26 protein-coding genes are annotated in these 21,113 nt (G+C 71.9%); 16 read left to right on the forward strand and 10 right to left on the reverse strand.

Features of this window, described 5'->3' with window-relative positions; genetic code table 11:
- Positions 1 to 126: 126 nt before the first annotated feature.
- A complete protein-coding gene (locus tag MXD57_RS02370; protein WP_250399564.1) occupies positions 127 to 1,152 on the reverse strand; it encodes a LacI family DNA-binding transcriptional regulator in 1,026 nt (341 codons plus the stop codon).
- 119 nt (positions 1,153 to 1,271) lie between these two features.
- Positions 1,272 to 2,051, reverse strand: coding sequence for a winged helix-turn-helix transcriptional regulator (locus MXD57_RS02375; protein WP_250399565.1), 780 nt, complete (start codon positions 2,049 to 2,051; stop codon positions 1,272 to 1,274).
- A gap of 171 nt (positions 2,052 to 2,222) precedes the next feature.
- Between MXD57_RS02375 and MXD57_RS02380 the strand changes: the two genes are divergently transcribed.
- The 3 genes from MXD57_RS02380 (at position 2,223) to MXD57_RS02390 (ending at position 4,678) form a co-directional block, all read left to right on the forward strand.
- A complete protein-coding gene (locus tag MXD57_RS02380; RefSeq protein WP_250399566.1) occupies positions 2,223 to 3,107 on the forward strand; it encodes an alpha/beta hydrolase in 885 nt (294 codons plus the stop codon).
- Between the two features lie 64 nt (positions 3,108 to 3,171).
- Positions 3,172 to 3,426, forward strand: coding sequence for a MoaD/ThiS family protein (locus tag MXD57_RS02385; RefSeq protein WP_250399567.1), 255 nt, complete (start codon positions 3,172 to 3,174; stop codon positions 3,424 to 3,426).
- A 4-nt stretch (positions 3,427 to 3,430) separates the two neighbouring features.
- Complete coding sequence (locus MXD57_RS02390; RefSeq protein WP_250399568.1) at positions 3,431 to 4,678, forward strand: hypothetical protein; 1,248 nt, start codon at positions 3,431 to 3,433, stop codon at positions 4,676 to 4,678.
- Between the two features lie 188 nt (positions 4,679 to 4,866).
- Here the strand turns inward: MXD57_RS02390 and MXD57_RS02395 are convergent, their stop codons facing one another.
- The 4 genes from MXD57_RS02395 to MXD57_RS02405 all read right to left on the reverse strand — a co-directional run bounded on the left by MXD57_RS02395 (position 4,867) and on the right by MXD57_RS02405 (position 7,190).
- Positions 4,867 to 5,154 (reverse strand): DUF1416 domain-containing protein, encoded by a 288-nt coding sequence (locus tag MXD57_RS02395; protein WP_004986406.1) that lies wholly within the window; start codon positions 5,152 to 5,154, stop codon positions 4,867 to 4,869.
- Between the two features lie 54 nt (positions 5,155 to 5,208).
- Positions 5,209 to 6,054 (reverse strand): sulfurtransferase, encoded by an 846-nt coding sequence (locus tag MXD57_RS02400; protein ID WP_250399569.1) that lies wholly within the window; start codon positions 6,052 to 6,054, stop codon positions 5,209 to 5,211.
- Positions 6,055 to 6,187: 133 nt separating this feature from the next.
- Positions 6,188 to 6,268 (reverse strand): Ms5788A family Cys-rich leader peptide, encoded by an 81-nt coding sequence (locus tag MXD57_RS31955; protein ID WP_351055874.1) that lies wholly within the window; start codon positions 6,266 to 6,268, stop codon positions 6,188 to 6,190.
- Positions 6,269 to 6,467: 199 nt separating this feature from the next.
- A complete protein-coding gene (locus MXD57_RS02405) occupies positions 6,468 to 7,190 on the reverse strand; it encodes an LmeA family phospholipid-binding protein (RefSeq protein ID WP_250399732.1) in 723 nt (240 codons plus the stop codon).
- 126 nt (positions 7,191 to 7,316) lie between these two features.
- Between MXD57_RS02405 and MXD57_RS02410 the strand changes: the two genes are divergently transcribed.
- Positions 7,317 to 7,577, forward strand: coding sequence for a DUF3099 domain-containing protein (locus MXD57_RS02410; protein ID WP_250399570.1), 261 nt, complete (start codon positions 7,317 to 7,319; stop codon positions 7,575 to 7,577).
- Positions 7,578 to 7,600: 23 nt separating this feature from the next.
- Positions 7,601 to 7,981, forward strand: a complete 381-nt coding sequence (locus tag MXD57_RS02415) for a VOC family protein (protein WP_250399571.1) — start codon at positions 7,601 to 7,603, stop codon at positions 7,979 to 7,981.
- A gap of 20 nt (positions 7,982 to 8,001) precedes the next feature.
- Here the strand turns inward: MXD57_RS02415 and MXD57_RS02420 are convergent, their stop codons facing one another.
- On the reverse strand, positions 8,002 to 8,364 hold the full coding sequence (locus tag MXD57_RS02420) for a DsrE family protein (protein WP_250399572.1): 363 nt from the start codon (positions 8,362 to 8,364) through the stop codon (positions 8,002 to 8,004).
- Positions 8,365 to 8,789: 425 nt separating this feature from the next.
- Here MXD57_RS02420 and MXD57_RS02425 point away from each other — a divergent pair, with 425 nt between their 5' ends.
- The 3 genes from MXD57_RS02425 to ygfZ all read left to right on the forward strand — a co-directional run bounded on the left by MXD57_RS02425 (position 8,790) and on the right by ygfZ (position 10,879).
- Positions 8,790 to 9,365 (forward strand): FABP family protein, encoded by a 576-nt coding sequence (locus tag MXD57_RS02425; protein WP_250399573.1) that lies wholly within the window; start codon positions 8,790 to 8,792, stop codon positions 9,363 to 9,365.
- 100 nt (positions 9,366 to 9,465) lie between these two features.
- Positions 9,466 to 9,903 (forward strand): Fur family transcriptional regulator, encoded by a 438-nt coding sequence (locus MXD57_RS02430; RefSeq protein WP_250399574.1) that lies wholly within the window; start codon positions 9,466 to 9,468, stop codon positions 9,901 to 9,903.
- A 10-nt stretch (positions 9,904 to 9,913) separates the two neighbouring features.
- Complete coding sequence (gene ygfZ, locus MXD57_RS02435; protein ID WP_250399575.1) at positions 9,914 to 10,879, forward strand: CAF17-like 4Fe-4S cluster assembly/insertion protein YgfZ; 966 nt, start codon at positions 9,914 to 9,916, stop codon at positions 10,877 to 10,879.
- Positions 10,880 to 10,924: 45 nt separating this feature from the next.
- Here ygfZ and dtd read toward each other — a convergent pair whose 3' ends face one another.
- Positions 10,925 to 11,350, reverse strand: coding sequence for a D-aminoacyl-tRNA deacylase (dtd, locus tag MXD57_RS02440; protein ID WP_250399576.1), 426 nt, complete (start codon positions 11,348 to 11,350; stop codon positions 10,925 to 10,927).
- A gap of 158 nt (positions 11,351 to 11,508) precedes the next feature.
- Between dtd and MXD57_RS02445 the strand changes: the two genes are divergently transcribed.
- The 3 genes from MXD57_RS02445 (at position 11,509) to MXD57_RS02455 (ending at position 14,742) form a co-directional block, all read left to right on the forward strand.
- A complete protein-coding gene (locus MXD57_RS02445) occupies positions 11,509 to 12,099 on the forward strand; it encodes an RsiG family protein (protein WP_250399577.1) in 591 nt (196 codons plus the stop codon).
- Between the two features lie 70 nt (positions 12,100 to 12,169).
- Positions 12,170 to 13,411, forward strand: coding sequence for a GNAT family N-acetyltransferase (locus MXD57_RS02450; protein WP_250399578.1), 1,242 nt, complete (start codon positions 12,170 to 12,172; stop codon positions 13,409 to 13,411).
- Between the two features lie 347 nt (positions 13,412 to 13,758).
- Positions 13,759 to 14,742, forward strand: coding sequence for a winged helix-turn-helix domain-containing protein (locus MXD57_RS02455; protein ID WP_250399579.1), 984 nt, complete (start codon positions 13,759 to 13,761; stop codon positions 14,740 to 14,742).
- On the opposite strand, the gene MXD57_RS02460 is transcribed toward MXD57_RS02455, so the two are convergent.
- Positions 14,687 to 14,875, reverse strand: coding sequence for a hypothetical protein (locus MXD57_RS02460; RefSeq protein ID WP_250399580.1), 189 nt, complete (start codon positions 14,873 to 14,875; stop codon positions 14,687 to 14,689). The two genes, MXD57_RS02455 and MXD57_RS02460, sit on opposite strands and share 56 nt — an antisense overlap.
- A 132-nt stretch (positions 14,876 to 15,007) precedes the next feature.
- On the opposite strand from MXD57_RS02460, the gene MXD57_RS02465 reads away from it, so the two are divergent.
- Together MXD57_RS02465 and MXD57_RS02470 are read left to right on the forward strand one after the other, a co-directional pair.
- Positions 15,008 to 15,886 carry a winged helix-turn-helix domain-containing protein gene (locus MXD57_RS02465; RefSeq protein WP_250399581.1) on the forward strand — a complete coding sequence of 293 codons (879 nt, stop codon included), beginning with the start codon at positions 15,008 to 15,010 and terminating at the stop codon, positions 15,884 to 15,886.
- Positions 15,886 to 16,635, forward strand: coding sequence for an HAD family hydrolase (locus tag MXD57_RS02470; RefSeq protein WP_250399582.1), 750 nt, complete (start codon positions 15,886 to 15,888; stop codon positions 16,633 to 16,635). Before MXD57_RS02465 ends, MXD57_RS02470 begins: the two co-directional genes overlap by 1 nt.
- Here MXD57_RS02470 and MXD57_RS02475 read toward each other — a convergent pair.
- On the reverse strand, positions 16,626 to 16,808 hold the full coding sequence (locus tag MXD57_RS02475; protein ID WP_250399583.1) for a hypothetical protein: 183 nt from the start codon (positions 16,806 to 16,808) through the stop codon (positions 16,626 to 16,628). The two genes, MXD57_RS02470 and MXD57_RS02475, sit on opposite strands and share 10 nt — an antisense overlap.
- A gap of 173 nt (positions 16,809 to 16,981) precedes the next feature.
- Here MXD57_RS02475 and MXD57_RS02480 point away from each other — a divergent pair, with 173 nt between their 5' ends.
- The 3 genes from MXD57_RS02480 (at position 16,982) to MXD57_RS02490 (ending at position 21,086) form a co-directional block, all read left to right on the forward strand.
- On the forward strand, positions 16,982 to 17,857 hold the full coding sequence (locus tag MXD57_RS02480; protein ID WP_250399584.1) for a winged helix-turn-helix domain-containing protein: 876 nt from the start codon (positions 16,982 to 16,984) through the stop codon (positions 17,855 to 17,857).
- A gap of 233 nt (positions 17,858 to 18,090) precedes the next feature.
- The gene (locus tag MXD57_RS02485; RefSeq protein WP_250399585.1) at positions 18,091 to 20,268 is read left to right on the forward strand and encodes a phosphotransferase; all 2,178 of its coding nucleotides are present in this window, start codon (positions 18,091 to 18,093) and stop codon (positions 20,266 to 20,268) included.
- A 197-nt stretch (positions 20,269 to 20,465) separates the two neighbouring features.
- Complete coding sequence (locus MXD57_RS02490) at positions 20,466 to 21,086, forward strand: TetR/AcrR family transcriptional regulator (protein ID WP_250399586.1); 621 nt, start codon at positions 20,466 to 20,468, stop codon at positions 21,084 to 21,086.
- Positions 21,087 to 21,113 lie beyond the last annotated feature (27 nt).

Raw genomic sequence — 21,113 nt, forward strand, 5'->3', positions numbered from 1 at the left:
AGCCCGGCAGAACCTCGTTCGCCCGGTGTGAAGGCGATTGCCGGCGCTCGGCGGCGGGCTCTCACCCGCCCCTCATGAACGGGCCGCGCCCGGTCCGAGCAGCCGCGGGAGCGGGAGCGGCGGCGCTCAGTTTGAGCAGCCGCAGGACGTGCGCACCAGGAGCCGTGACGGGAACGTCTTCAGCCGCTCGCGCCGGGACCCGGCCACCCGAAGCCCGTCGTCCAGGACCAGGTCCACCGCCGCCCGGGCCATCGCCGAGCGGTCCGAGGCCACCGTGGTCAGCGGCGGGTCGGCGAGCGCCGCCTCCTTGATGTCGTCGAACGCGGCCACCGCCAGCTCGCCGGGCACGTCGATGCGCAGTTCGCGCGCGGCCCGCAGCAGACCGATCGCCTGGTCGTCGGTGGAGCAGAAGAAGGCGGGCGGACGGTCCGGGCCGGACAGCACGTCCAGGGCCACCCGGTAGGCGTCGTAGCGGTTGTACGGGGCCTCGTAGAGGCGGCCCTCGGTGGGGATGCCCGCCTCGGCCATCGCCCGCTTCCAGCCCTCGACGTGGTCGGAGACCGGGTCGCCGACGGCCGGCGTCTGTGCCGTGCCGCCCATACAGGCCACGTACTCGTAGCCGTGCTCCAGCAGGTGCCGCACGGCGAGCTGGGCGCCGCCCAGGTCGTCGGTGACGACGGCGACGTCGTCGATCGCCTCCGGGCGCTCGTGCAGCAGCACCACCCGGGCGTCCCAGGCGTCGATCTCGGCGGCCGCCAGGTCGTTCAGTGCGTGCGAGACGAGGATGAGGCCGGAGACCCGCATGCCGAGGAACGCCCGCAGGTAGTGGACCTCGCGCTCGGCGATGTAGTCGGTGTTGCCGACGAGGACCATCTTCCCGCGCTCGGAGGCCGCCTGCTCGACCGCGTGCGCCATCTCCCCGAAGAAGGGCTGGCGGGCGTCCGGGATGATCAGGCCTATCAGGTCCGTCCGGCGCGAGGCCATGGCCTGGGCTACCCGGTCGGGCCGGTACCCGAGCTCCTTGATCGCCGCGAGGACGCGCTCGCGCGTGGCCGGGGCGACCGGCCGGGGTCCGTTGTTGATGACATAACTGACGACGGCGGTGGAGGTTCCAGCCAGCCGTGCCACGTCATCCCGAGTCACCTTCGCCACGCGCGGAGTCTACGCGGATTGACCCGCTCTGGGCAGGGCGTATCACATCCCGGCCGTGCGCCACCGGCGCACGGCCCGGATCCGGCCCGATCCGAGCGGCAGGCCCCGGGGGACGGCCCTCAGGCGTCCGCGTGGATCTCGGCGGCGTCCAGCGCGGCCGAGGTGTCCGCGTCGTCCGTCTTCGCCCGGTCCGCCTTGGCCTTCTTCTCGTCGGCCGTGCGGTCGCCCTTCTCGGGGGTGACGAAGCGGTAGCCGACGTTGCGGACGGTGCCGATCAGCGACTCGTGCTCCGGGCCGAGCTTGGCGCGCAGCCGCCGTACGTGCACGTCGACGGTGCGGGTGCCGCCGAAGTAGTCGTAGCCCCACACCTCCTGCAGGAGCTGGGCGCGGGTGAACACCCGGCCGGGGTGCTGCGCGAGGTACTTGAGCAGCTCGAACTCCTTGAAGGTCAGGTCCAGGACCCGGCCCTTGAGCTTCGCGGAGTAGGTCGCCTCGTCCACGGAGAGGTCGCCGTTGCGGATCTCCATGGGGGAGTCGTCGTTGACGATCTGCTGCCGGCCCATGGCGAGCCGGAGGCGGGCCTCCACCTCGGCCGGGCCGGAGGTGTCCAGCAGCACGTCGTCGATGCCCCAGTCGGCGGTGACGGCGGCGAGACCGCCCTCGGTGACGACCAGGAGGAGGGGGCAGCCGGGACCGGTGGAGCGCAGGAGCTGGCACAGGCTGCGCACCTGCGGCAGGTCGCGGCGCCCGTCGATGAGGATGACGTCGGCGCCCGGGGTGTCGACGAGGGCGGGGCCCTCGGCCGGGGCCACGCGCACGTTGTGCAGCAGCAGACCCAGCGCGGGGAGCACCTCGGTCGACGGCTGGAGGGCGTTGGTCAGGAGCAGCAGAGAACTCATACGTCTGGTTCCTCCTCGGTCCCTGCGAGGACATGGGCGGTACGGAACAGCTCTGCGATCCCGAAGGCCCCGTACACCGGCGGTCTCCCGCTTCGTATACAACGCTTCCGAAAGCACAAAAGGACCCGGGGGCTGCGCTGCCCGAGTCCTCTGCCAAGCAGAATAGCCCACATGAGCAACCGTCCGTCAGGTCATGTGGCGCGTTCCACCGATCGTCCGAATCACGAGACGGTCGGACGGGCACCTATCAGGACGTTCCTGCGCACGTCGGACGCCATCGCGGTCGATTCCGTATACGATCCCGGCCCGGTCGTATACGAAGCGTCTCCGAACGCCGCCGCACCGCCCTCCGGCGCCCCGGTGTTCGTGATCGCCCACGGCTTCACCGGGCACGTGGACCGCCCGCACGTGCGCAGGGCGGCGGGTGTGCTCGCCCGGTACGGCGCCGTCGTCACCTTCTCCTTCCGCGGCCACGGCGCCTCGGGGGGCCGGTCCACGGTCGGCGACAAGGAGGTGCTGGACCTGGCCGCGGCGGTGGAGTGGGCGCGCGGCTTCGGGCACACGCGGGTGGTGACCGTCGGGTTCTCCATGGGCGGCTCGGTGGTCCTGCGGCACGCGGCCCTGCGGCCCGGCACGGTCGACGCGGTGGTGTCGGTGAGCTCGCCCGCCCGCTGGTACTACCGGGGCACGGCTCCGATGCGCCGTCTGCACTGGCTGGTCACCCGCCGCACGGGCCGCCTGGTCGGCCGCTACGGTCTGCGCACCCGCATCCACCACCGGATGTGGGCGCCCTCCACGCCTTCCCCGCGGTGGGGGAGGGACCCGGTGCCGCTGTCCCCGGTGGCGGCGGTGCCCCGGATCGCGCCGGTCCCGCTGCTGATCGTGCACGGCGACCGTGACGGGTACTTCCCCCTCGACCATCCCCGGATGCTGGCCGAGGCGGCCGGTGAGCACGGCGAGCTCTGGGTGGAGCCGGGCATGGGCCACGCGGAGAACGCGGCCGGCGACGCCCTGCTGGACCGGATCGGTCGATGGGCCGCGGCCGCGGCGGGCTAGCCTGACACCTGACGGTCTTTGTTCTCTTCCTTTGTTCTCTTCCTGTCGTCGATTGAGGAACCAGATGCCCAAGGTCACGGTCCGCTACTGGGCCGCCGCCAAGGCCGCGGCCGGGGTCGGCGAGGAGCCGTACGACGCGGCCACGCTCGCCGAGGCGCTCGCCACGGTGCGTGAGCGGCACCCCGGTGAACTCTCGCGCGTCCTGCGGCGCTGCTCCTTCCTCGTCGACGGTGACCCCGTCGGTACCCGCGCGCATGAGACGGTACGGCTGGCCGAGGGCGGCACGGTCGAGGTGCTCCCGCCGTTCGCAGGAGGATGAGGCGATGAGCGACCAGCCGTATCAGGGCGGGCCGTACGAGGGGTACGACCCGTACCGGCAGCAGCCCCACCCGCAGCACCAGCAGCCGCGCCACCACCACCACCACCAGCAGCAGCCGCCGCAGGAGCACCAGCAGCCGCGGCAGGCGTGGTCCGGTCACGACGACCACGCCCAGCCCGCCCACGACCCGCAGCTCACCCAGCAGTGGCAGGGGCAGACGTGGGAGACGCAGACCCACGCGCCGGTCCAGCCGGGCGGGGCGGCGTACCCGCTGCCGCCGGAGCAGCAGGCGTACCAGCAGCCGCGGCACGCGGCCCACCACCAGCCGCAGGCCGCCGAAGCGTACGCGCCGCAGGCCCAGCCGCAGCACCTGGCACCGCAGCCCGGGCCGGAGGCGCACGCGGGCTCGCACGCGGAGGCACCGGCGGCCGGGGTCACCGCGGGCCCCGGAGCGGAACCGGGTTACGGCCCCGCCACCCTCGCCGGCAACAGCCGCGTCACCGACGCCCAGCGGGCCCGTCTCGAGGGCCGCTCACCGATCATCGACCCCGGCATGCAGCCCGCGCTGCTCACCGCGCTGCTCGGCCTGCTGCTGGCGGTGACGGCGCCCATCGCCTCGTACGCGCTCGTCGTGCCGCTGGTGCTGCTCCAGGCGGTGACGGCCGCGGGCTGGTTCCGGCTGAACGGCATGTGGCCCGCCCGGCAGGGCATCGCGCTGGCCTTCGCGGGAGCGCTCACCGCGGACGTGGCGGTGCTGGCCGCGGGCCGCGACCACGCGCCCGCCGCGATCCTCGGCCCGCTCGGCGTCTGGGTCCTGCTGTCCCTGGTCCTCCAGCTCCGCTCGCACGCCTCGCCCGACGAGCGGATGTACGGCCTGATGGCGACGGTCGCCTCGACGGCCCTGTCGGTGCTGGCCACCGGCTACCTGGGAGCCGCCCCGCACGCGGTGTCCGTGGGCGCCGCGGCGGTCGCGGTGGCCGTGGTGGCCAGGGCCCTGCCGCTGCCGACCGCGGCCTCGGTCGTGGTCGCCGTGCTGGCGGCGGCCGGCGCGGGCATCGCGGTGGGCGGCATGACCGGGTTCGGTGCGAAGGGATCCGCCCTGGGCGCGGCGGCCGGTGTCTGCGCGCTGATCGGCCACCGCGTCGCCGCCTACGACTACCCGTCCCGCTTCGTGCACTTCACGGCGGGCGTGGCGCTGCCCCTGTCGGCGGCGGCGCCGGTGGTGTGGGTGCTGGGACGGGCTCTCGGTTAGGGAGCGCCGCCGGGCCCGTGCACCGCACGGGCCCGCCGCGAGCCCTCATCCCCGCCGCAGGATCCACCCCCTGGCCGGGCGCCGCTCCCCTGTCACCCCGGGCACGCGGACATGCCGAAGGGCCGCATCCCCCTGGCGTCCAACCCAGGGATGCGGCCCTTCGCCGTCACCGAGCCCGTTCGGCCCGCTCAGACCGCGATGGCGACCTCGGCCAGCCCGCCCTGCTGGGCGACGACCGTGCGGTCCGCCGTGCCGCCGGGCACCAGCGCGCGGACGGTCCAGGTGCCTTCCGCCGCGTAGAAGCGGAACTGGCCCGTGGCGGAGGTGGGCACCTCCGCGGTGAACTCGCCGGTCGAGTCCAGCAGCCGGACGTAACCCGTCACCGGCTCGCCGTCGCGGGTCACCTGACCCTGGATCGTGGTCTCACCGGGCTTGATCGTCGAGGCGTCCGGGCCGCCGGCCTTCGCTCCACACATGTGTCTCTCCAGAGGGGTCTGACCAGAAGGTCGGTCAAGAAGGGTTGGTTGCGGTCACTTGCCGGAGCCGAGCTCGATCGGCACGCCGACCAGGGAGCCGTACTCGGTCCAGGAGCCGTCGTAGTTCTTGACGTTCTGCACACCGAGCAGCTCGTGCAGCACGAACCAGGTCAGGGCCGAACGCTCACCGATGCGGCAGTAGGCGATGGTGTCCTTGGCGAGGTCCACGTCCTGCTGGGCGTAGAGCTCGCGCAGCTCGTCGTCCGACTTGAAGGTGCCGTCGTCGTTGGCGTTCTTCGACCACGGGATGTTCGCGGCGGTCGGCACGTGGCCCGGGCGCTGCGACTGCTCCTGCGGCAGGTGGGCCGGGGCGAGCAGCTTGCCGGAGAACTCGTCCGGGGAGCGGACGTCGACCAGGTTCTGGGTGCCGATCGCGGCCACGACGTCGTCGCGGAAGGCGCGGATCGAGGCGTCCTGCGGCTTGGCCCGGTACTCGGTGGCGGCGCGCTCGGGCACGTCGTCGCCGGCCACCAGCTCGCGGGCGTCCAGCTCCCACTTCTTGCGGCCGCCGTCGAGGAGCTTGACGTTCTCGTGGCCGTACAGCTTGAAGTACCAGTAGGCGTATGACGCGAACCAGTTGTTGTTGCCGCCGTAGAGGATCACCAGGGTGTCGTTGGCGATGCCCTTCTTCGACAGGAGCTTCTCGAAGCCCTCCTGGTCGACGAAGTCGCGACGGACCGGGTCCTGCAGGTCCTTGGTCCAGTCGATCCGGATCGCGTTCTTGATGTGGTTCTTCTCGTAGGCGGACGTGTCCTCGTCCACCTCGACGACGGCGACGTTCGGGTCGTCCAGGTGCTCCTGGACCCAGTCCGCGTCTACGAGGACGTCGCTGCGGCTCATGCTCTTTCTCCTCCGGGGCAGTTACGGCGGGGCGTGCGGGTGCGTGGGTGCGGGCGCTCGGTCGCGAGCGGCGCACGGGTGCCCTCCGGGACAGGGCGGTGGGGAACGCGGAGGGCCGGGGGCCGCTACCGCTTCAGAAAGGGCGACAGAGCATGGCGGCAACGCGGCACAGGTCCACTGCCCGCCGCTTCGTGAGATCCGCCTGTCGCCTCATGGGCTCGATCGTAGGGACGTCAGGGTGGACGTGTCACCGGCATGTCGCATTGTGAGACACGATCGTCCGCATGATGGAAAGGTGGACCGCCCCGGCCGCCGTTCCGCGGCCCCCGGACGCTCCTCCACGCTCCTGCATCTGCGGTACGGACGGCGGTGTCTCGACTGCCGGACACCTGTCGCCTCCGCAGGCCCTCGCCCTATCCCGCCAGCCTGACGTCCGAACCCTTCACGGTGATCTCCACGCCGTTCGCCGCGGCCTCCACCTTGTCCAGCCGGATACCGCCGGGCAGCCGGTCGACGGCCTGCTGGAAGTCGGTCACGGAGCGGATCAGGTTCTCCCCGAGGGCGAGCCCGCCGAACCTGGGCACGCCGTCGGCCTTCACCTGCAGCTTGTTGTTCCGGACGGCGACCGAGCTCAGCAGGTGGACCGTTCCCAGACCGGAGACCTTCACGGCCATCTTGATCTTGCCGTTCCCGCCGTCCGACAGGCCGACCACCTGCGCCGTGAGCCCCAGGCCGAGCGGGGTGGGCTCCGGCTTCGCCGCCTTCAGCAGCTCGTCGTAGGCGATGGTCGCGGTGCCGGTGGCATCGGCGGCGGTGGCCGAGCTGTAGTCGCCGGAGAAGGTCACGTCCCGCATGTCGGCCCTGAGGTCGTCGATGCGGAGCGTCCGCGAGTCGTTGCCGGTGGCCGCCTCGTAGTCCTTGACGCCGACCTCGACGTCGTCCAGCTCTCCGCCCGCCAGTTGCGTGAGGAACGGGAAGCCCTTGATGGACACGTCGGGGGTGCTCGACAGGTTCTCGCTGCTCTTCAGCCTGTCGGCCACCTCACCCTCGGCGAAGTGCACCGCCACCCGGTCCACGACCACGAACAGCAGCCCGAGGACCACGAGGAGGATCAGCAGTATTCGCACGGCACGCATGAGGTGTTCCCCTGGGTCGGCGGTCATGTGGATACGCCACGGTAACCGTGCGGGGCGCGGCACGCGGACGTTTGTCGATCAGTTGTGACAGCGGCGGGACCGGGCCGCGCGACCTACGCTTGAACCATGCTCGCCCGCCGACGGCACGTCTACTTCGCCATGATGGGGACCTGCATCGGTCTCTTCGTCCTGGCGTGGGGAGTGGTGCGCCTGTGGTCGGTCCCGGCGGCCGTCGGCATGTGCGTGACGGCCATGGTCATCCCGCCGGTCGCCGCGGTGATCGCGAACCGCAGGGGCCCGGACGACCGCTGGTGGGACGACCCGTCCGGCGACCCGAAGTCCGACGAGTGGTGGGACGAACTGGACGGCCGGGGACGCCGGCCGTAGGTCCGGCCGCAGGAGGGGCCCGTATGTCATCCGCACGGCTGTCCACGGTGGTGCTCGACGCGCGGGACGCGCACGCGCTGGCCGGGTTCTACCTGCGCCTGCTCGGCTACGTCACCCGCGCCGAGGAACCCGGCTGGGTGCTCATCGGGCCGCCGGGCGGCGGCACCGCGCTGTCGTTCCAGACGGAGCCCGGGTACGTCCCGCCCGTCTGGCCCCGCCGGGGCCCCGGCGACCAGCAGATGATGCTGCACCTCGACATCGAGGTCGACGACCTGGAGAGCGAGACCGCACGCGCGCTCGCCGAGGGCGCGACGCTCGCCGCGCACCAGCCGCAGTCCGATGTCCGGGTGCTGCTGGATCCCGCGGGGCACCCCTTCTGCCTGTGGACGCAGCGGGCGGAGTGAACCGCCCGCAGGGGCCGGACTCAGTAGACGAGCGCCTGGGTCCCGTCGGCCAGCGCCTCCTGCACGAAGACCTGCGCGCCCGCGATCCGCACGCCCTCGACGACGTCCTTCTCGGTGATCTCGCGCCGGGCCGCGCACTGGGTGCACAGGGTGACGCGGCCGGCGGCGAGGACCGAGTCGATCAGGTCGGGCAGCGGCGCCGCGTGCGGCAGTTCGAACTCGGCGGCCCGCCCCGGCAGCGCGAACCAGGACGACTCCCCGGTCAGCCACAGAGAGACCTCGACCCCGCTGGCGACGGCGACCGCCGCCACCGTGAACGCCTGTGAGCAGCGCTCGGGTGCGTCGGCCCCGGCGGTCACCTTGATCACGAGCTTCTTCGCCATGGCCGAATCGTAGTCAACGCCCCGGGCGCGGGGCGCCGGAGACGCCGTCCACGGCGAGCGCTCGCCCGACGCGGCCGCGGTGTCCGGGGCCGCGAGCGTCGCGTGGGCCGTGATCCTCCGGTCCCGGAAGGGCTCCGCCCCCGCGATCCCCTTCCAGCAGACGGTGGTGCTGCAGAGCCAGCTCCTCGGCTGACCCGTGGAGGACCCCGAGGGACCACCTCGGAAGGAGGGCCGGGCCCCGGCCGCGTAAGCTGGGGCCCGGCTCTGTCGTACGCCCACCCTCGCTCAAGGAGCACCCGTGGAGATCTTCTTCGAAACCCTGCTGGTCCTGGTCTGCGTCGGCGTTCTCGCCTTCGCCGGTCTGACCGTGAAGAAGCTGTACCAGGGCCAGCGCTGACCACCTCCACCCAGGAACACTGCCGATCATGATCGAGATCCCGTCCGACCTGCACAAGGACCTCGTCCCGCTCGCCTTCCTGCTCGGCAACTGGGCCGGCGCGGGCGTGCACGACTTCCCCGGCTCGGAGAAGTGCAACTTCGGTCAGGAGGTCACCTTCGGCCACGACGGCCGCGACTTCCTGGAATACCACTCCCGTACCTGGGTCCTGGACAACGACGGCAACAAGGTCCGCCCGCTGGAGTCGGAGTCCGGCTTCTGGCGGATCGACGCCGAGCGCCGCGTCGAGGTGACGATGACCCGCGACGACGGCGTCATCGAGATCTGGTACGGCGAGATGGCCGACAAGAAGCCGCAGATCGACCTCGTCTCCGACACCGTCGCCCGCACCCCGGGCGCCCCGCCCTACAGCGGCGGCAAGCGGCTGTACGGCTACGTCAAGAGCGACCTGATGTGGGTCGGCGAGAAGCAGACCCCCGAGGTCGGGCTGCGCCCCTACATGTCGGCCCACCTGAAGAAGGTCGTCACCCCGGAGGACGTCGAGCGCTGGGCCAAGGCCCTGCCCGACGACATGCCGGACGACGGCATCGCGTTCTTCAAGTAGGCCCGCACGCCACGCCCCGGCGCCCGTCGGCCGGCCCGTCCCGAGGGACGGGCCGGCCGACGAGCGAACGCCGGGGGCCGGTGGCCCTAGACTTTCCGGTGTGGTGAGCACCGACTGGAAGAGCGACCTCAGGCAGCGCGGCTACCGGCTCACGCCGCAGCGGCAGCTCGTGCTCGAAGCCGTGGACGCCCTGGAGCACGCGACCCCCGACGCCATCCTCGGCGAGGTGCGCAAGACCGCTTCGGGGGTCAACATCTCCACCGTCTACCGCACGCTGGAACTCCTCGAGGAGCTCGGCCTGGTCAGCCACGCCCACCTCGGTCACGGTGCGCCCACCTACCACCTCGCCGACCGCCACCACCACCTGCACCTGGTGTGCCGGGACTGCGAGAACGTCATCGAGGCCGACGTGGACGTGGCCGCGGACTTCACGGCCAAGCTCCGCGAGCAGTTCGGTTTCGACACCGACATGAAGCACTTCGCGATCTTCGGCCGCTGCGGGGACTGCGCCCCGAAGGGTTCAAGTACCACGACGTAGGCTTGCCCGTATGAAGAGCCCTCTGCTGTCCCTGCCCGGCGCCGTCCCCGGCGAGGGCCCGGACGAAGGCGTCGCAGCCCACTACGGCGAGCTGTTCCGCGAGCAGCGCGCCCTCGCCGACGGCACCGGTTTCGTCGACCTGTCCCACCGCGGGGTGATCACCGTCACCGGTGAGGACCGGCTGAGCTGGCTGCACCTGCTGCTCACCCAGCACGTCAGCGAGCTGCCGGCGGGCGAGGCCACCGAGGCCCTGATCCTGTCCGCCCACGGCCACATCGAGCACGCGCTGTACCTGGTGGACGACGGCGCCACGGTCTGGGCCCACGTGGAGCCCGGCACCGAAGGGGCGCTGATCGCCTACCTGGAGTCGATGAAGTTCTTCTACCGGGTCGAGGTCGCCGACCGCACCGCCGACGTGGCGGTGGTGCACCTGCCGGCCGGATCCATCGCGGAGGTGCCCGAGGGGGCCGCCGTACGCGAGACGGCCTACGGCCGCGACCTGTTCCTGCCGCGCGCCGAGCTGGAGTCGTTCGCCGCCAGGTCCGGCCCCGCCGCCGGTCTGCTCGCCCACGAGGCGCTGCGCGTGGAGCACCACCGCCCCCGGCTCGGCTTCGAGACCGACCACCGGACCATCCCGCACGAGCTGGGCTGGATCGGCACCGCCGTCCACCTCCAGAAGGGCTGCTACCGCGGGCAGGAGACGGTGGCCCGGGTGCAGAACCTGGGCAAGCCGCCCCGGCGGCTGGTCTTCCTGCACCTCGACGGCAGCGAGGTGCACCTGCCCGCCCACGGCACCGGGATCCGCCTGGCGGACGACGGCCCCGACGGCCGCAAGGTCGGCTTCGTGACCACGTCCGCGCGCCACCACGAACTGGGCCCGGTGGCCCTCGCCCTGGTCAAGCGCAACGTACCGGTCGACGCCCGGCTGGTGGCCGGGGAGACGGCCGCCGCCCAGGAAGTGGTCGTCGAGCCGTAGGGGGCGCCGGGGCGTTCCGCGCCGGCCGGGGGCCGGTGCCGTGCCCTACATCTCGAGCAGCACCGTGAACGGCCCGTCGTTGGTGAGGGACACCCGCATCCGCGCCCCGAACCGCCCCGTGGCCACCGTCGCGCCCAGCGCTCGTAGCCGGGCGACCACCTCGTCCACCAGCGGCTCGGCGACATCACCGGGCGCGGCCGCGTTCCAGGTGGGGCGGCGCCCCTTGCGGGCGTCGCCGTAGAGGGTGAACTGGCTGACGACGAGCAGCGGGGCGTCGACGTCGCTGCACGACCGCTCGTCCTGCAGCATCCGGATCGACCAGAGCTTGCGGGCGAGCTGAGCCGCCTTCTCCTCGGTGTCGTCGTGGGTGACGCCGACCAGGACGCACAGGCCCTCGCCCTCGATCGCGCCCACCGTCTCGCCGTCCACGACGACGCTCGCGCCGTCCACCCTCTGCACCACCGCACGCATGCCGACCATCATGCCGGGTGAGCGGGCCCCGGACACGGGCGGCCCATTATTGATCCTTACGCCCCCATGTGGGGCCGTTCGGGGGCACTCGGTCACATGGCGGCGACTCGGGGTGGCACGATGCTTCCACACGCCGGTCGAGGGGACGGTCACACCACATGAGCACACCTAGTACCGGGTGGCTGGAGACGCACCGGCCGCCGGCGCAGCGCGCCGAGGAGCGGACCGGTCCGTCATTGCCCGCGGAGCCCGCCGCGTACGACCTGACCCGGCCGAGCCTGCCCGAGCTGCGCACCCTGCGCCGCGACGCACAGCGCGACGAGGCGGACCTCAGCTACGTGCGCAGACTGCTGCAGGGCCGGATCGACATCCTGCGCGCCGAACTCGCCCGCCGCGGCCGGGCGTCGGTACCGGCGCCCGCGGACGCCTCCGTGGTGGAGCGGCTCCCCGAGATCCTCACCGACGCCCCGGCCCGCCAGCGCTCCTCGGCCCGCCACGTCACGCTCGGCACCCCGCTCAACGAGGAGTACCGGCTGCTGGCCGCCGAGATGCTCGGCGAGGTCGAGCTGTCGGACCTCGGCGCCCGTACCGACCGGGAGCTGACCTGCGCCATGGGCCGCCTGGTCGGCTACGAGCAGGAGGTCTCCCGGCGCCGCCAGCGTCTGCAGCGCGTCGCGGACGACTGCAGCGGGGAGATCGCCCGCCGCTACCGGGTGGGCGAGGCACAGGTCGACGACCTGCTGACCTGACCCCGGGAGGGCCCGCGCGGGCCACGGAAATCCGCACGACAGGGGCCGCGCGGCCCCCTACCGTGACCCCATGACGAACGACGTCCGCACGGTCGACGACGACGAGTTCGAGGACTGGCTCCGGGCCCTGAACACCGGGTTCCTGAGGGAGCCGGTGTCGTCCCCCGAGGTGGTCGAGTCGCGCCGCCTGCAGTGCGCCGCGGGCCGGTCGCTCGGCGCCTTCGACAACGGGCGCTGCGTGGCGACCTTCCGCTCCTTCGCCCAGGAGATCACCGCGGTGGGCGGCGCCGCCGTACCGGCGGACGCCGTCACCAACGTCACCGTCAGCCCCACCCACCGCCGGCGCGGCCTGCTGGGCCGCATGATGGCGCGGGACCTGGCGGCGGCGAAGGAGCGCGGTGACGTCGTCGCCACGCTGATCGCCGCCGAGTACCCGATCTACGGCCGCTACGGCTTCGGACCCGCGACCTGGACGACCGAGTGGACCGTCGAGGTGCCCCGCAGCGGCCTCGACCCGCGCTGGTCGGGCCCGGAGGACGGCGGCCGGATCGATCTCGTGGCCGGCGAGGACGTCCGCGAGCTCGGCCCCGAGCTGCACGAGCGGGTCCGCCGCACCCAGGCCGGGGCGGTCAGCAGGGACGAGTTGTGGTGGCGGACGAACACCGGTGCCGTGCGCTTTGGCGGAGACTGGACCGAGCCCTTCTACGCCGTCCACCGCGCCGCCTCCGGCGAGATCGAGGGCCTGGTGTCGTACGGGTCCGACGACCACTGGCACGACAAGCAGCCGCACAACACCGCCGACGTCAACTGGCTGCTGGCCGCCACCCCGGCGGCCGAGCGGGCGCTGTGGCGGTTCCTGTGCTCGATCGACTGGATCACGAGGGTCAGGAGCGGCTGGCGCGGCCCGGACGACCTGCTGCCGTTCTTCCTGCCCGACCCGCGTGCGGCCCGGGTGACGACGCACGCGGACTGGTTGTGGGTGCGGATCCTGGACGTCGTACGGGCCCTGGAGGCGCGCACGTACGAGGGGGCGGGCTCACTGGTGCTGGAGATCGTGGACGCGGACGGCCTGGCCGGGGGACGGTTCCGGCTGGAGGCCTCGCCGCACGGCGCTTCCTGCGTCCCGGCCGGCGGGGCGAGCGCCGATCTCACCCTCCCTGTCTCGGAGTTGGGCACGATGTGGCTCGGGGACGAGTCCCCGGTGCGCCTCGCGGCCCTCGGACGGGTCCAGGAAGAGCGAGAGGGCGCCGCCCGGAAGGCCGACGCCCTGCTGCGCACGCCCGGGCGACCGTGGTGCCCGGACGTCTTCTGACCGTCCCTTCTGCCGGCGACACGTGCTGTTCATCCGTAGCGAGCTGTTCGGTTGTCACGGTGTTCGGTTGTCACGGTGTTCGGTTGTGGCTGTGCGATGGCGTGTTCAGTTGTGGCTGTGCGGGCCGTACGGGCCGTTCGGTTGTGGCTGTGCGCTCCGGTGGCCGCCCCCTGCCCGGGCTCCCGGCTCCCCTCCGGAAGGGAGCCCGGTCGGCCAACCACTGAGAAGCTCGACCATGTCGCTCAAGTTGGCGACCAACTTCACTTTGGTTATCTCCGCTTGGATGCGTCTCATAACCACCTTCCGGCGAACTGCCGCAAGATGGCGTGAAGTTGTAGTGTTCTTTCGTGGACCCGGAACACGCCTCCGTCAATGGGCGGAAGAGGCCACAGCGGTCACGCACGTCACACCGCGAGGTGGCCGACGCACTGCGCGCCCGGATCAGGTCCGGAGAACTGCGGCCGGGTCAGCGCATGCCCACCCAGGCCAAGCTGGCCGACGAGTTCGGCGTGGAGCGCGGTGCCGTGCGCCGGGCCCTGCGCATCCTGCAGTCGGAGCACCTGCTCACCGGTGTCGCGAAGGGCGCCCCCGCCATCGTGGCCGCCCTCGACCGGCAGGTCAGGCCGGTGGCCGGTGCCGCGGCCGGGCCGCAGCCCACCATGGTCGGCCTCGCCCCGCGGATCGCGGCGGCCTTCGCCGCCCCGCATGTCGAGATCGACGCCCTGTGCCTGACGTCCGTCTCGCTCACGCTGGCGATCGGTGAGCCGCTCCGGCAGATCCACGCCGGGCGGCTGGAACCGGCCAAGATCGACGTGCGGATCCTGCTGCCGTCCCGGGACATCGAGCTGGCCTTCCCGGTCTCGGTCGACGCGCACGGCGACGACGACCCCGTGCGCCGGCGCTGGCTGGAGATGCGCAACGCCCAGGGCCAGGTGCTGCGCGACAACCTGCTGGCGCTGCGCACCACGCACGGCATCGACGTGCGCGTCTCCTTCCGTGCCCTGCCGTTCACCCCGCCGGTCAAGCTGTACCTGCTCAACGGGAGCGAGGCGCTGTTCGCCTACTACACGCTCATCCGCCGTGAGCGGGAGATCGACCACGAGCACCTGCAGCTCTACGACGCCGAGGGCACGCGGTCGATGCTGTTTCCCTTCGCGCAGGGTGCGGACCTGCGCGACACCGCGTTCGTGGAACAGTCCCACCTGTGGTTCGACGCACTGTGGGAGACCATCAGCTCCGATCTGGTGCTCACGCCCCGGCAGGCGCCCGCTCAGGTCACAGGGCCGGGCCGGCGAGGAGCAGGGCGAGCAGCAGGGCCCCCGCGGAGCTGACCGCGGGGCTCTTGGCCTTGATGCCCACGGAGAGCAGCAGCAGGCCGACCAGCCCGGTGGTGCCGTACTTCCATTCGACGAGCTGTTCGAAGCCGACGACGAAGACGGCGCAGAGGAGCGCGAGGACAGGCATGGACGTTCCCCCCTTTTCGATCTGCCAACTCGACCAAGTTGGCAGCCAACTCTGAATAGGTTGTCCCCACTTGGCTACTATTCACAAACAGCTTGGCGACAACTCCCGTCAGATGGATCAGAGTTGTAGCGTTTGGTTGTGGCTCAGGAGAACGTGGCAGTGAACGGCAGCGGACGGCTCACCTCCCGGGAGATCGCCGACACTCTGCGGGAACGCATCCGCACCGGCGCCCTGAAGGCGGGGGAGCGCCTGCCCACCCAGGCCGAGCTGGCCCTGGAGTTCGGCGTGGAGCGCGGCGCCGTACGGCAGGCCCTGCGGGCGCTGGCGGACGACGGACTGCTCAGCGGTGTGAGCAAGGGCAGCCCCCCGCGCGTCGCCCAGCCGGCCCCCGCCCAGGACGAGCCCCAGCCGACCATGGTGGGCCTCGCCCCCCGGCTCACCGAGGCGTTCGCGGCGGCGCACGTCCGCATCGACGCCGTGTGCCTGACCGCGCAGAGCCTGATCCCGGCCCTCGGGGAGCCGCTCCGGCTGATCCACGAGGGCCGTATCCGGCCCGGCCGGATCGACGTGCGCGTCCTGCTGCCGTCCCGGGACATCAATCTGGCCTTCCCGGTCTCGGTCGACGCCCACGGCGACGACGACCCCGTGCACCGGCGCTGGCTGGAGATGCGCAACGCCCAGGGCCAGGTCCTGCGGTACAACCTGCGGGCCCTGCGCTCCACGCACGACATCGACGTCCAGGTCACCTTCCGGGCCCTCCCCTTCACCCCGCCGGTCAAGCTGTACCTGCTCAACGGCGTGGAGGCGCTCTTCGCGCACTACATGGTCGCCCGCCGCGAGGAGCCCACCGACGCCGGCACGCTGGAGATGTACGACACGCTCGGATCCGAGTCCCTGCTCTTCTCCTTCGAGAAGCGGGCCGGTCAGCGGGACGCGGCATTCGTGGAGCAATCGCAGAAGTGGTTCGACGCCCTCTGGGAAACCATCACGACGGACCTGACACTCTCCTAGTGACTTCTGATGCGACGCGGACCGAACCGGGGACGGAAGAGACCGAGGGCGAGACCGAGGAGCTGCGCAATCTGATCAGACGCGCACGTGTCGTGCTGTGGGACTTCGACGGGCCGATCTGCCGGCTCTTCGCCGGGCACTCGGCGGAGCGCGTGGCGGCCGACCTGGCCCGGTGGCTGGAGAGCCGGGGTCTGCACGGCCTGCTCACGCAGGAGGAGCGGGAGTCCCTGGACCCGCACGTCGTCCTGCGTGCCGTGGACCGCCGGCACCCGGGCAGCGACCTGGTGGGTGAGCTGGAGGAGCGGCTCACCCAGGAGGAGCTGCGGGCCACCGGGTCCGCGATGCCCACCGCTTACGCCGATCCGCTGATCCGCACCTGGACGGCGGTCGGTTCGCGGCTCGCCATCACCACCAACAACTCACCGCGCGTGGTGCGCGCATACCTGGCGGGACGTGGCCTGGTGGGCTGCTTCACCCCGCACATCTACGGGCGCAGCCAGGACCTCCACCACCTCAAACCGGATCCGCACTGCCTCAACCGGGCCCTGAGCGCGACCGGCGCGGCCCCCGGGGCCGCCCTGATGATCGGCGACACGCCCTCGGACCTGCTCGCCGCGAACAGCGCGGGGGTCCCCTTCCTCGGCTACGCCCGCAACGAGCGCAAGGAGAAGCTGCTGCGCGAGGCCGGCGCCACGCACACGGTGCGGTCGCTGCGGTCGGTGCTGAGGACGGTGCGGGCTCAGGCCTGAGCCATGAGCAGGGTGAAGACCACCGCGGCCCCGACCGCCAGGCCCGCCCGGCGCGCCCGTACGCCCACCGCCACGGCGGTCAGCAGCAGCACACCGATGACGCCGAGCCTGGTCTGCGCCTGCGCACCGAGAAAGAGTTCCAGAACCGCTCTGACGATCTGCAGCAGGAGCATGGCCCCCCACCTTCCGTCCGCTTCCGGTGTCCGCCCAGTCGTCGGTCCAATTGGCCTGCTGGACTGACACTGGTCTGCCCGATCCGGCTGATCGCGTAACCAACCAACAGAAATACAAGGCCAGTTGATCGCGGGGCGGTTTGCCAGTGGACGGAAAGCGGTACGTTCCTGTCGTGGACGGGCACCAGACCAGTGACGGCGGCCGGGGCAGGAAGTTCCAGCGTGTCGCCGGGGAACTGCGTTCCCGGATGACCGACGGTACGTACCGGCTGCGCTCCTTCCTGCCGTCGGAGCGCGATCTCGCGGAGGAGCTCGCGGTCTCCCGGGACACGGTCCAGCGGGCCCTGCGCGAGCTGGCCGACGAAGGCTGGATCGCGTCCCGCCAGGGCAGCGGCTGGCGCGTGGTGAAGACGCAGCGCATCCAGTCCGCGACGCCCGGGGCCACCCGGTCCGGCCGGGGTGCGACCCTGGGCCCGCTCATCAGTGAGGCCTTCGAGCGCCCCGAAGTGACCCTCGACGTCTACACGTTGACGTCCGAGTCGCTCGACGCCCACATCCGCCTCCAGGTGGAGCGCATCCGTGCGGGAAGCATCCGGCCCGAGCGCATCGAGCTGCGCGTGCTGCTGCCCTCCGAGTCGCTGGTCATGCCCTATCCGCGGAACATGGACGACCGGACGGACGACCGCCCCCGCGAGCGCCTCTGGGCCATCAGCCGGCACCACACGCAGTCCCTGCGGAACAAGCTGAGGGAACTGGTGACGGAGGAACTGGTCGGGCATGTCGACCTCCTGATCCGTCGCGCTCCGCTGGTTCCCGCCTTCAAGCTGTACCTGCTCAACGGCGTCGAGGCCCTGCACGGCATGTACGAGGTGACCGACCGCTCGATGGAACTGGACAACGGGGAGGTGATCACCGCCCTCGACGTGCTCGGGCTGGGCGCGACCCTGACCCACCACGTGAAGGACGGAAACCCGGACTCGCCGGGATCGGTCTTCGTCGACAGCATGCAGACGTGGTTCGACTCGGTCTGGAATCGTCTGGGCGAATAGCGCGTGGCGCGCCGGACGGCGGTCGCGGTGCGCTAGCATTCCCGCACCGCTGAGCCGGTCGGCCCGTTCCCCGCGTATGAAGTCGGTGGACCGGCATGCCCGGCGATCGGCCTCGAAGCCCGGCAGACCACCCGATGTGATTACTTCGAGGCCGACTCCGGTCGTGCCTGGAATCACCTGCACCTAATGTTCGGCTTATCTTCCCCTCTCGCACGAATCACCCGGAGCGGCCAGTGGGCGCACCCTCTCTTCCCCGTCGGCACCCCGGGGAACGCGCCTGGCCGGGCGCCATCAGCGCGTTCGTGCGCGGCGCCGCCGAACGGGGCGTGGCGAGCGGCGGCCACCACAACCGGAACTACGTGCTGCCCGTCACCGAGGACGTGCGGCACCTGCTGGGGCGCGACCCGGGCACGTCGGTGACCGTGCGGGTCCGCCGAGGCGACGCGCTGCCCGTGGTGATCAGGACCTGGGAGGACGAGTCGGCGATCCTGGACGCCATCAAGGGCGTTCTGACGCACGTTCCGGAGTGCCTGGCCAAGGGCGACGGCTACGCGATCCACAGCTACGTCGAGGGTGTGCCGCTGTCCAGCGTGTGCGAGAACGGCAGACCGGTCGACGCCCTTCTCGTCAAGGCGCTTGCCGGGCTGCTCGCCCAGATGGCCCAGGTGCGCAGGGAGGCGCTGCCGCCCCTGCCCGCCGTCTGGCCGCGCAACGACAAGGACAGCCAGGGGTTCCTGCGGACGCTCGCCCATCTGGCGGACCGGCAGGTCAGGTGGGCCAACTGGTCCCGGTTCGGCGGGCTGTTCGCGGCGCTCGGCATCCCGGAGGACGCCCTGACGCGGTTCGCCGAGAAGGTCCCGGTCATGGCCCGGCGGCCCTACAGCCTGCTCCACGCCGATCTGCACCGCGACAACCTGATCATGTCCTACGGCGGTGGCCCGCCCCTGATCTGCGTCGACTTCGAGCTGGCGACCTACGGCGACCCCCTGCACGACCTGGCGACCCACCTGGTCCGCATGCGGTATCCGTCGCACCAGTGGAGCGAGGTGATCGATGCCTGGGCGGACGCCATGCGGCTCATCCGCCCCGCTGCCGTCAACGGGCTCGCCAAGGACCTGCGGCACTACATCGCCTTCGAGCGGGCCCAGTCCGTCTACCCGGATGTGATGCGGGCGGCCGACTCCCTGCACGCGCCGCCCGACCAGAAGAGCCTGGACGGCGCGACCGCGGCGGTGCGGCGCGCCCTGGAAGCGGCCGCCGGCCCGCTCGGGCTCCGCAGCCTGCCGGACGAGGGCGAGATCGAGCGGATCCTCTTCCGCTGGCGCGGCGCCAGGGACGACGGCCTCGGCCCGTCCGCCAGGATCAGGGACTGGCACCAGGACCAGCGGGTCCCGGAACACCCCGACTTCCCCCACTCCGCGGTGCGCCAGGCCCTGTCCGCGGAGGGCGCCACACCCGCCAGCCGTGTCTTCAAGGGGACCGGGCACCTCAATTCGGTGGTGCGGATCCCCGGCATCGGCTTCCCCGTCGTGGTCCGGCGCAAGGTGGCCAACGTCTGCCGCAGGGAACGCGGCTTCCTGAGCGAGCACGCCGTGCTCAGGGCCATCGAGCTCTCGCGCGTGGGCGTGGCGGCCCCGAAGCTGCTGGCCCTGGGGACCGGTTACCAGGGCGAGCAGTTCGCCGTCCACACCTACGAGGGGCCGGCGGACGGAGAAGACCCACCCGACCACCCCGTGCACGGTCTGCTCCCGCACGAGGCGGACCGGCTGGTGGACCAGCTCCACGCCCTGACCCGCGTGGGCTACAAGGAGCTCGACCCGGCGGCCGGCGAGGGGGACTTCTACGGCTGGCTGAGCGAGCAGCTCGTCCTGCTGGTGGAGGAGCTGCCGAAGGAGTCCCAGCAACTGGCGCGGCTGTTCGGGCTGCCCGACGCCGCCCGGCTCCGCCAGATCCTGTCCCGGCACGTCGTCAGCCGCCGGGAGCCGGCCCTGCTGCACGGCGACCTGAACCCCTGGAACCTGGTGCGTCGCGGCGACCGGCACGCGCTGACCATCATCGACTGGGAGATGGCGGTGGTGGGCGACCCGCTCTACGACCTGGTCAGGCACATGCACCTCACTCCGACCCGTCCGGAGATCCGGGACCGCATGTTCCGGCGCTGGCAGAAGCTGCTCGCCCCCGGTCACACCGTCGACTGGCAACAGGACTGGCGGGTCTACCGCTGGATCGAGATCGTGCGGTCGGCCTACGTGGACCTCGACCGCCTGGTGACCGGCGCCAGCCTGGACGCCCCCAACGTCCGGCGGGCCGTGGACTCGTACGCCATGACCCTGGCCGCCGCGACCGCCTCGCTCGGCCTGCCCACGCGCCGTCTGTCCGCGAACCCCCATCTCGCCCGTGCTCTGGTGTGAGCCCGCGGGGGCCGGGACCCGGTGCCGCGGCGGCCGGGGTTCGCCGGCCCGCGGCGTCCGGCGCGGCGCGGCGCCGCGCCGTCGCATCGCCCGAGTGGGTCCCGTACGCGGGCGAAGCTCCGCCGTGCGACGCACCGCACCGGACGCCGCGAGCTTTCCGGCAGACCTTCCCGGGGAGAGCCCTTAGGCTCCCTCCCATGGCAGAGATGGGCCTGCGCGAGCGCAAGAAGCGGCAGATGTACCAGGACGTGTCGGACACCGCCGTGCGGCTGTTCCTGGAGCGGGGTTTCGACGCCGTGTCCGTCGCGGAGGTGGCCGCCGCGGCCGGGATCTCCAAGCCCACCCTCTTCCGGTACTTCCCGGCCAAGGAGGACCTGGTCCTGCACCGGATCGCGGACCACGAGACGGAGGCCGCGCGGGTGGTGGCGGGAGCCGCGGAGCCGCTGGAGGCGCTGCGCCGAGACTTCCTCGACGGGCTGGAGCGGTGCGATCCGGTCACCGGTCTCAACGACCACCCCGCGGTGCTCGCCTTCCACCGGCTGCTGTACGGCACTCCCGCCCTGGCGGCGCGGGTGTACGGCTATCTGGAGCGGTCGGAGGCCGCGCTCGCCGAGGCGCTCGGCGGCGGGCTGGACGCGCGGCTCGCCGCGGGCCAGATCACCGCGGTGCGCCGGATCCTCGCCCTGGAGAACTGGCGGCGGATCGCGGCGGGGGAGGGCGTGGAGCAGGTCCGGCCGGACGCGGTGCGGGCCGCCGAGCGGGCCTTCGACCGGCTGGCCGCGGGACTTCCCGACCTCCATAGTGATGAGACTCGGTAATAAATGTAACTCGGTTACGTTTTTCGG

The sequence above is a fragment of the Streptomyces cellostaticus genome (assembly GCF_023630175.1).
GTDB classification, from domain to species: domain Bacteria; phylum Actinomycetota; class Actinomycetes; order Streptomycetales; family Streptomycetaceae; genus Streptomyces; species Streptomyces cellostaticus_A.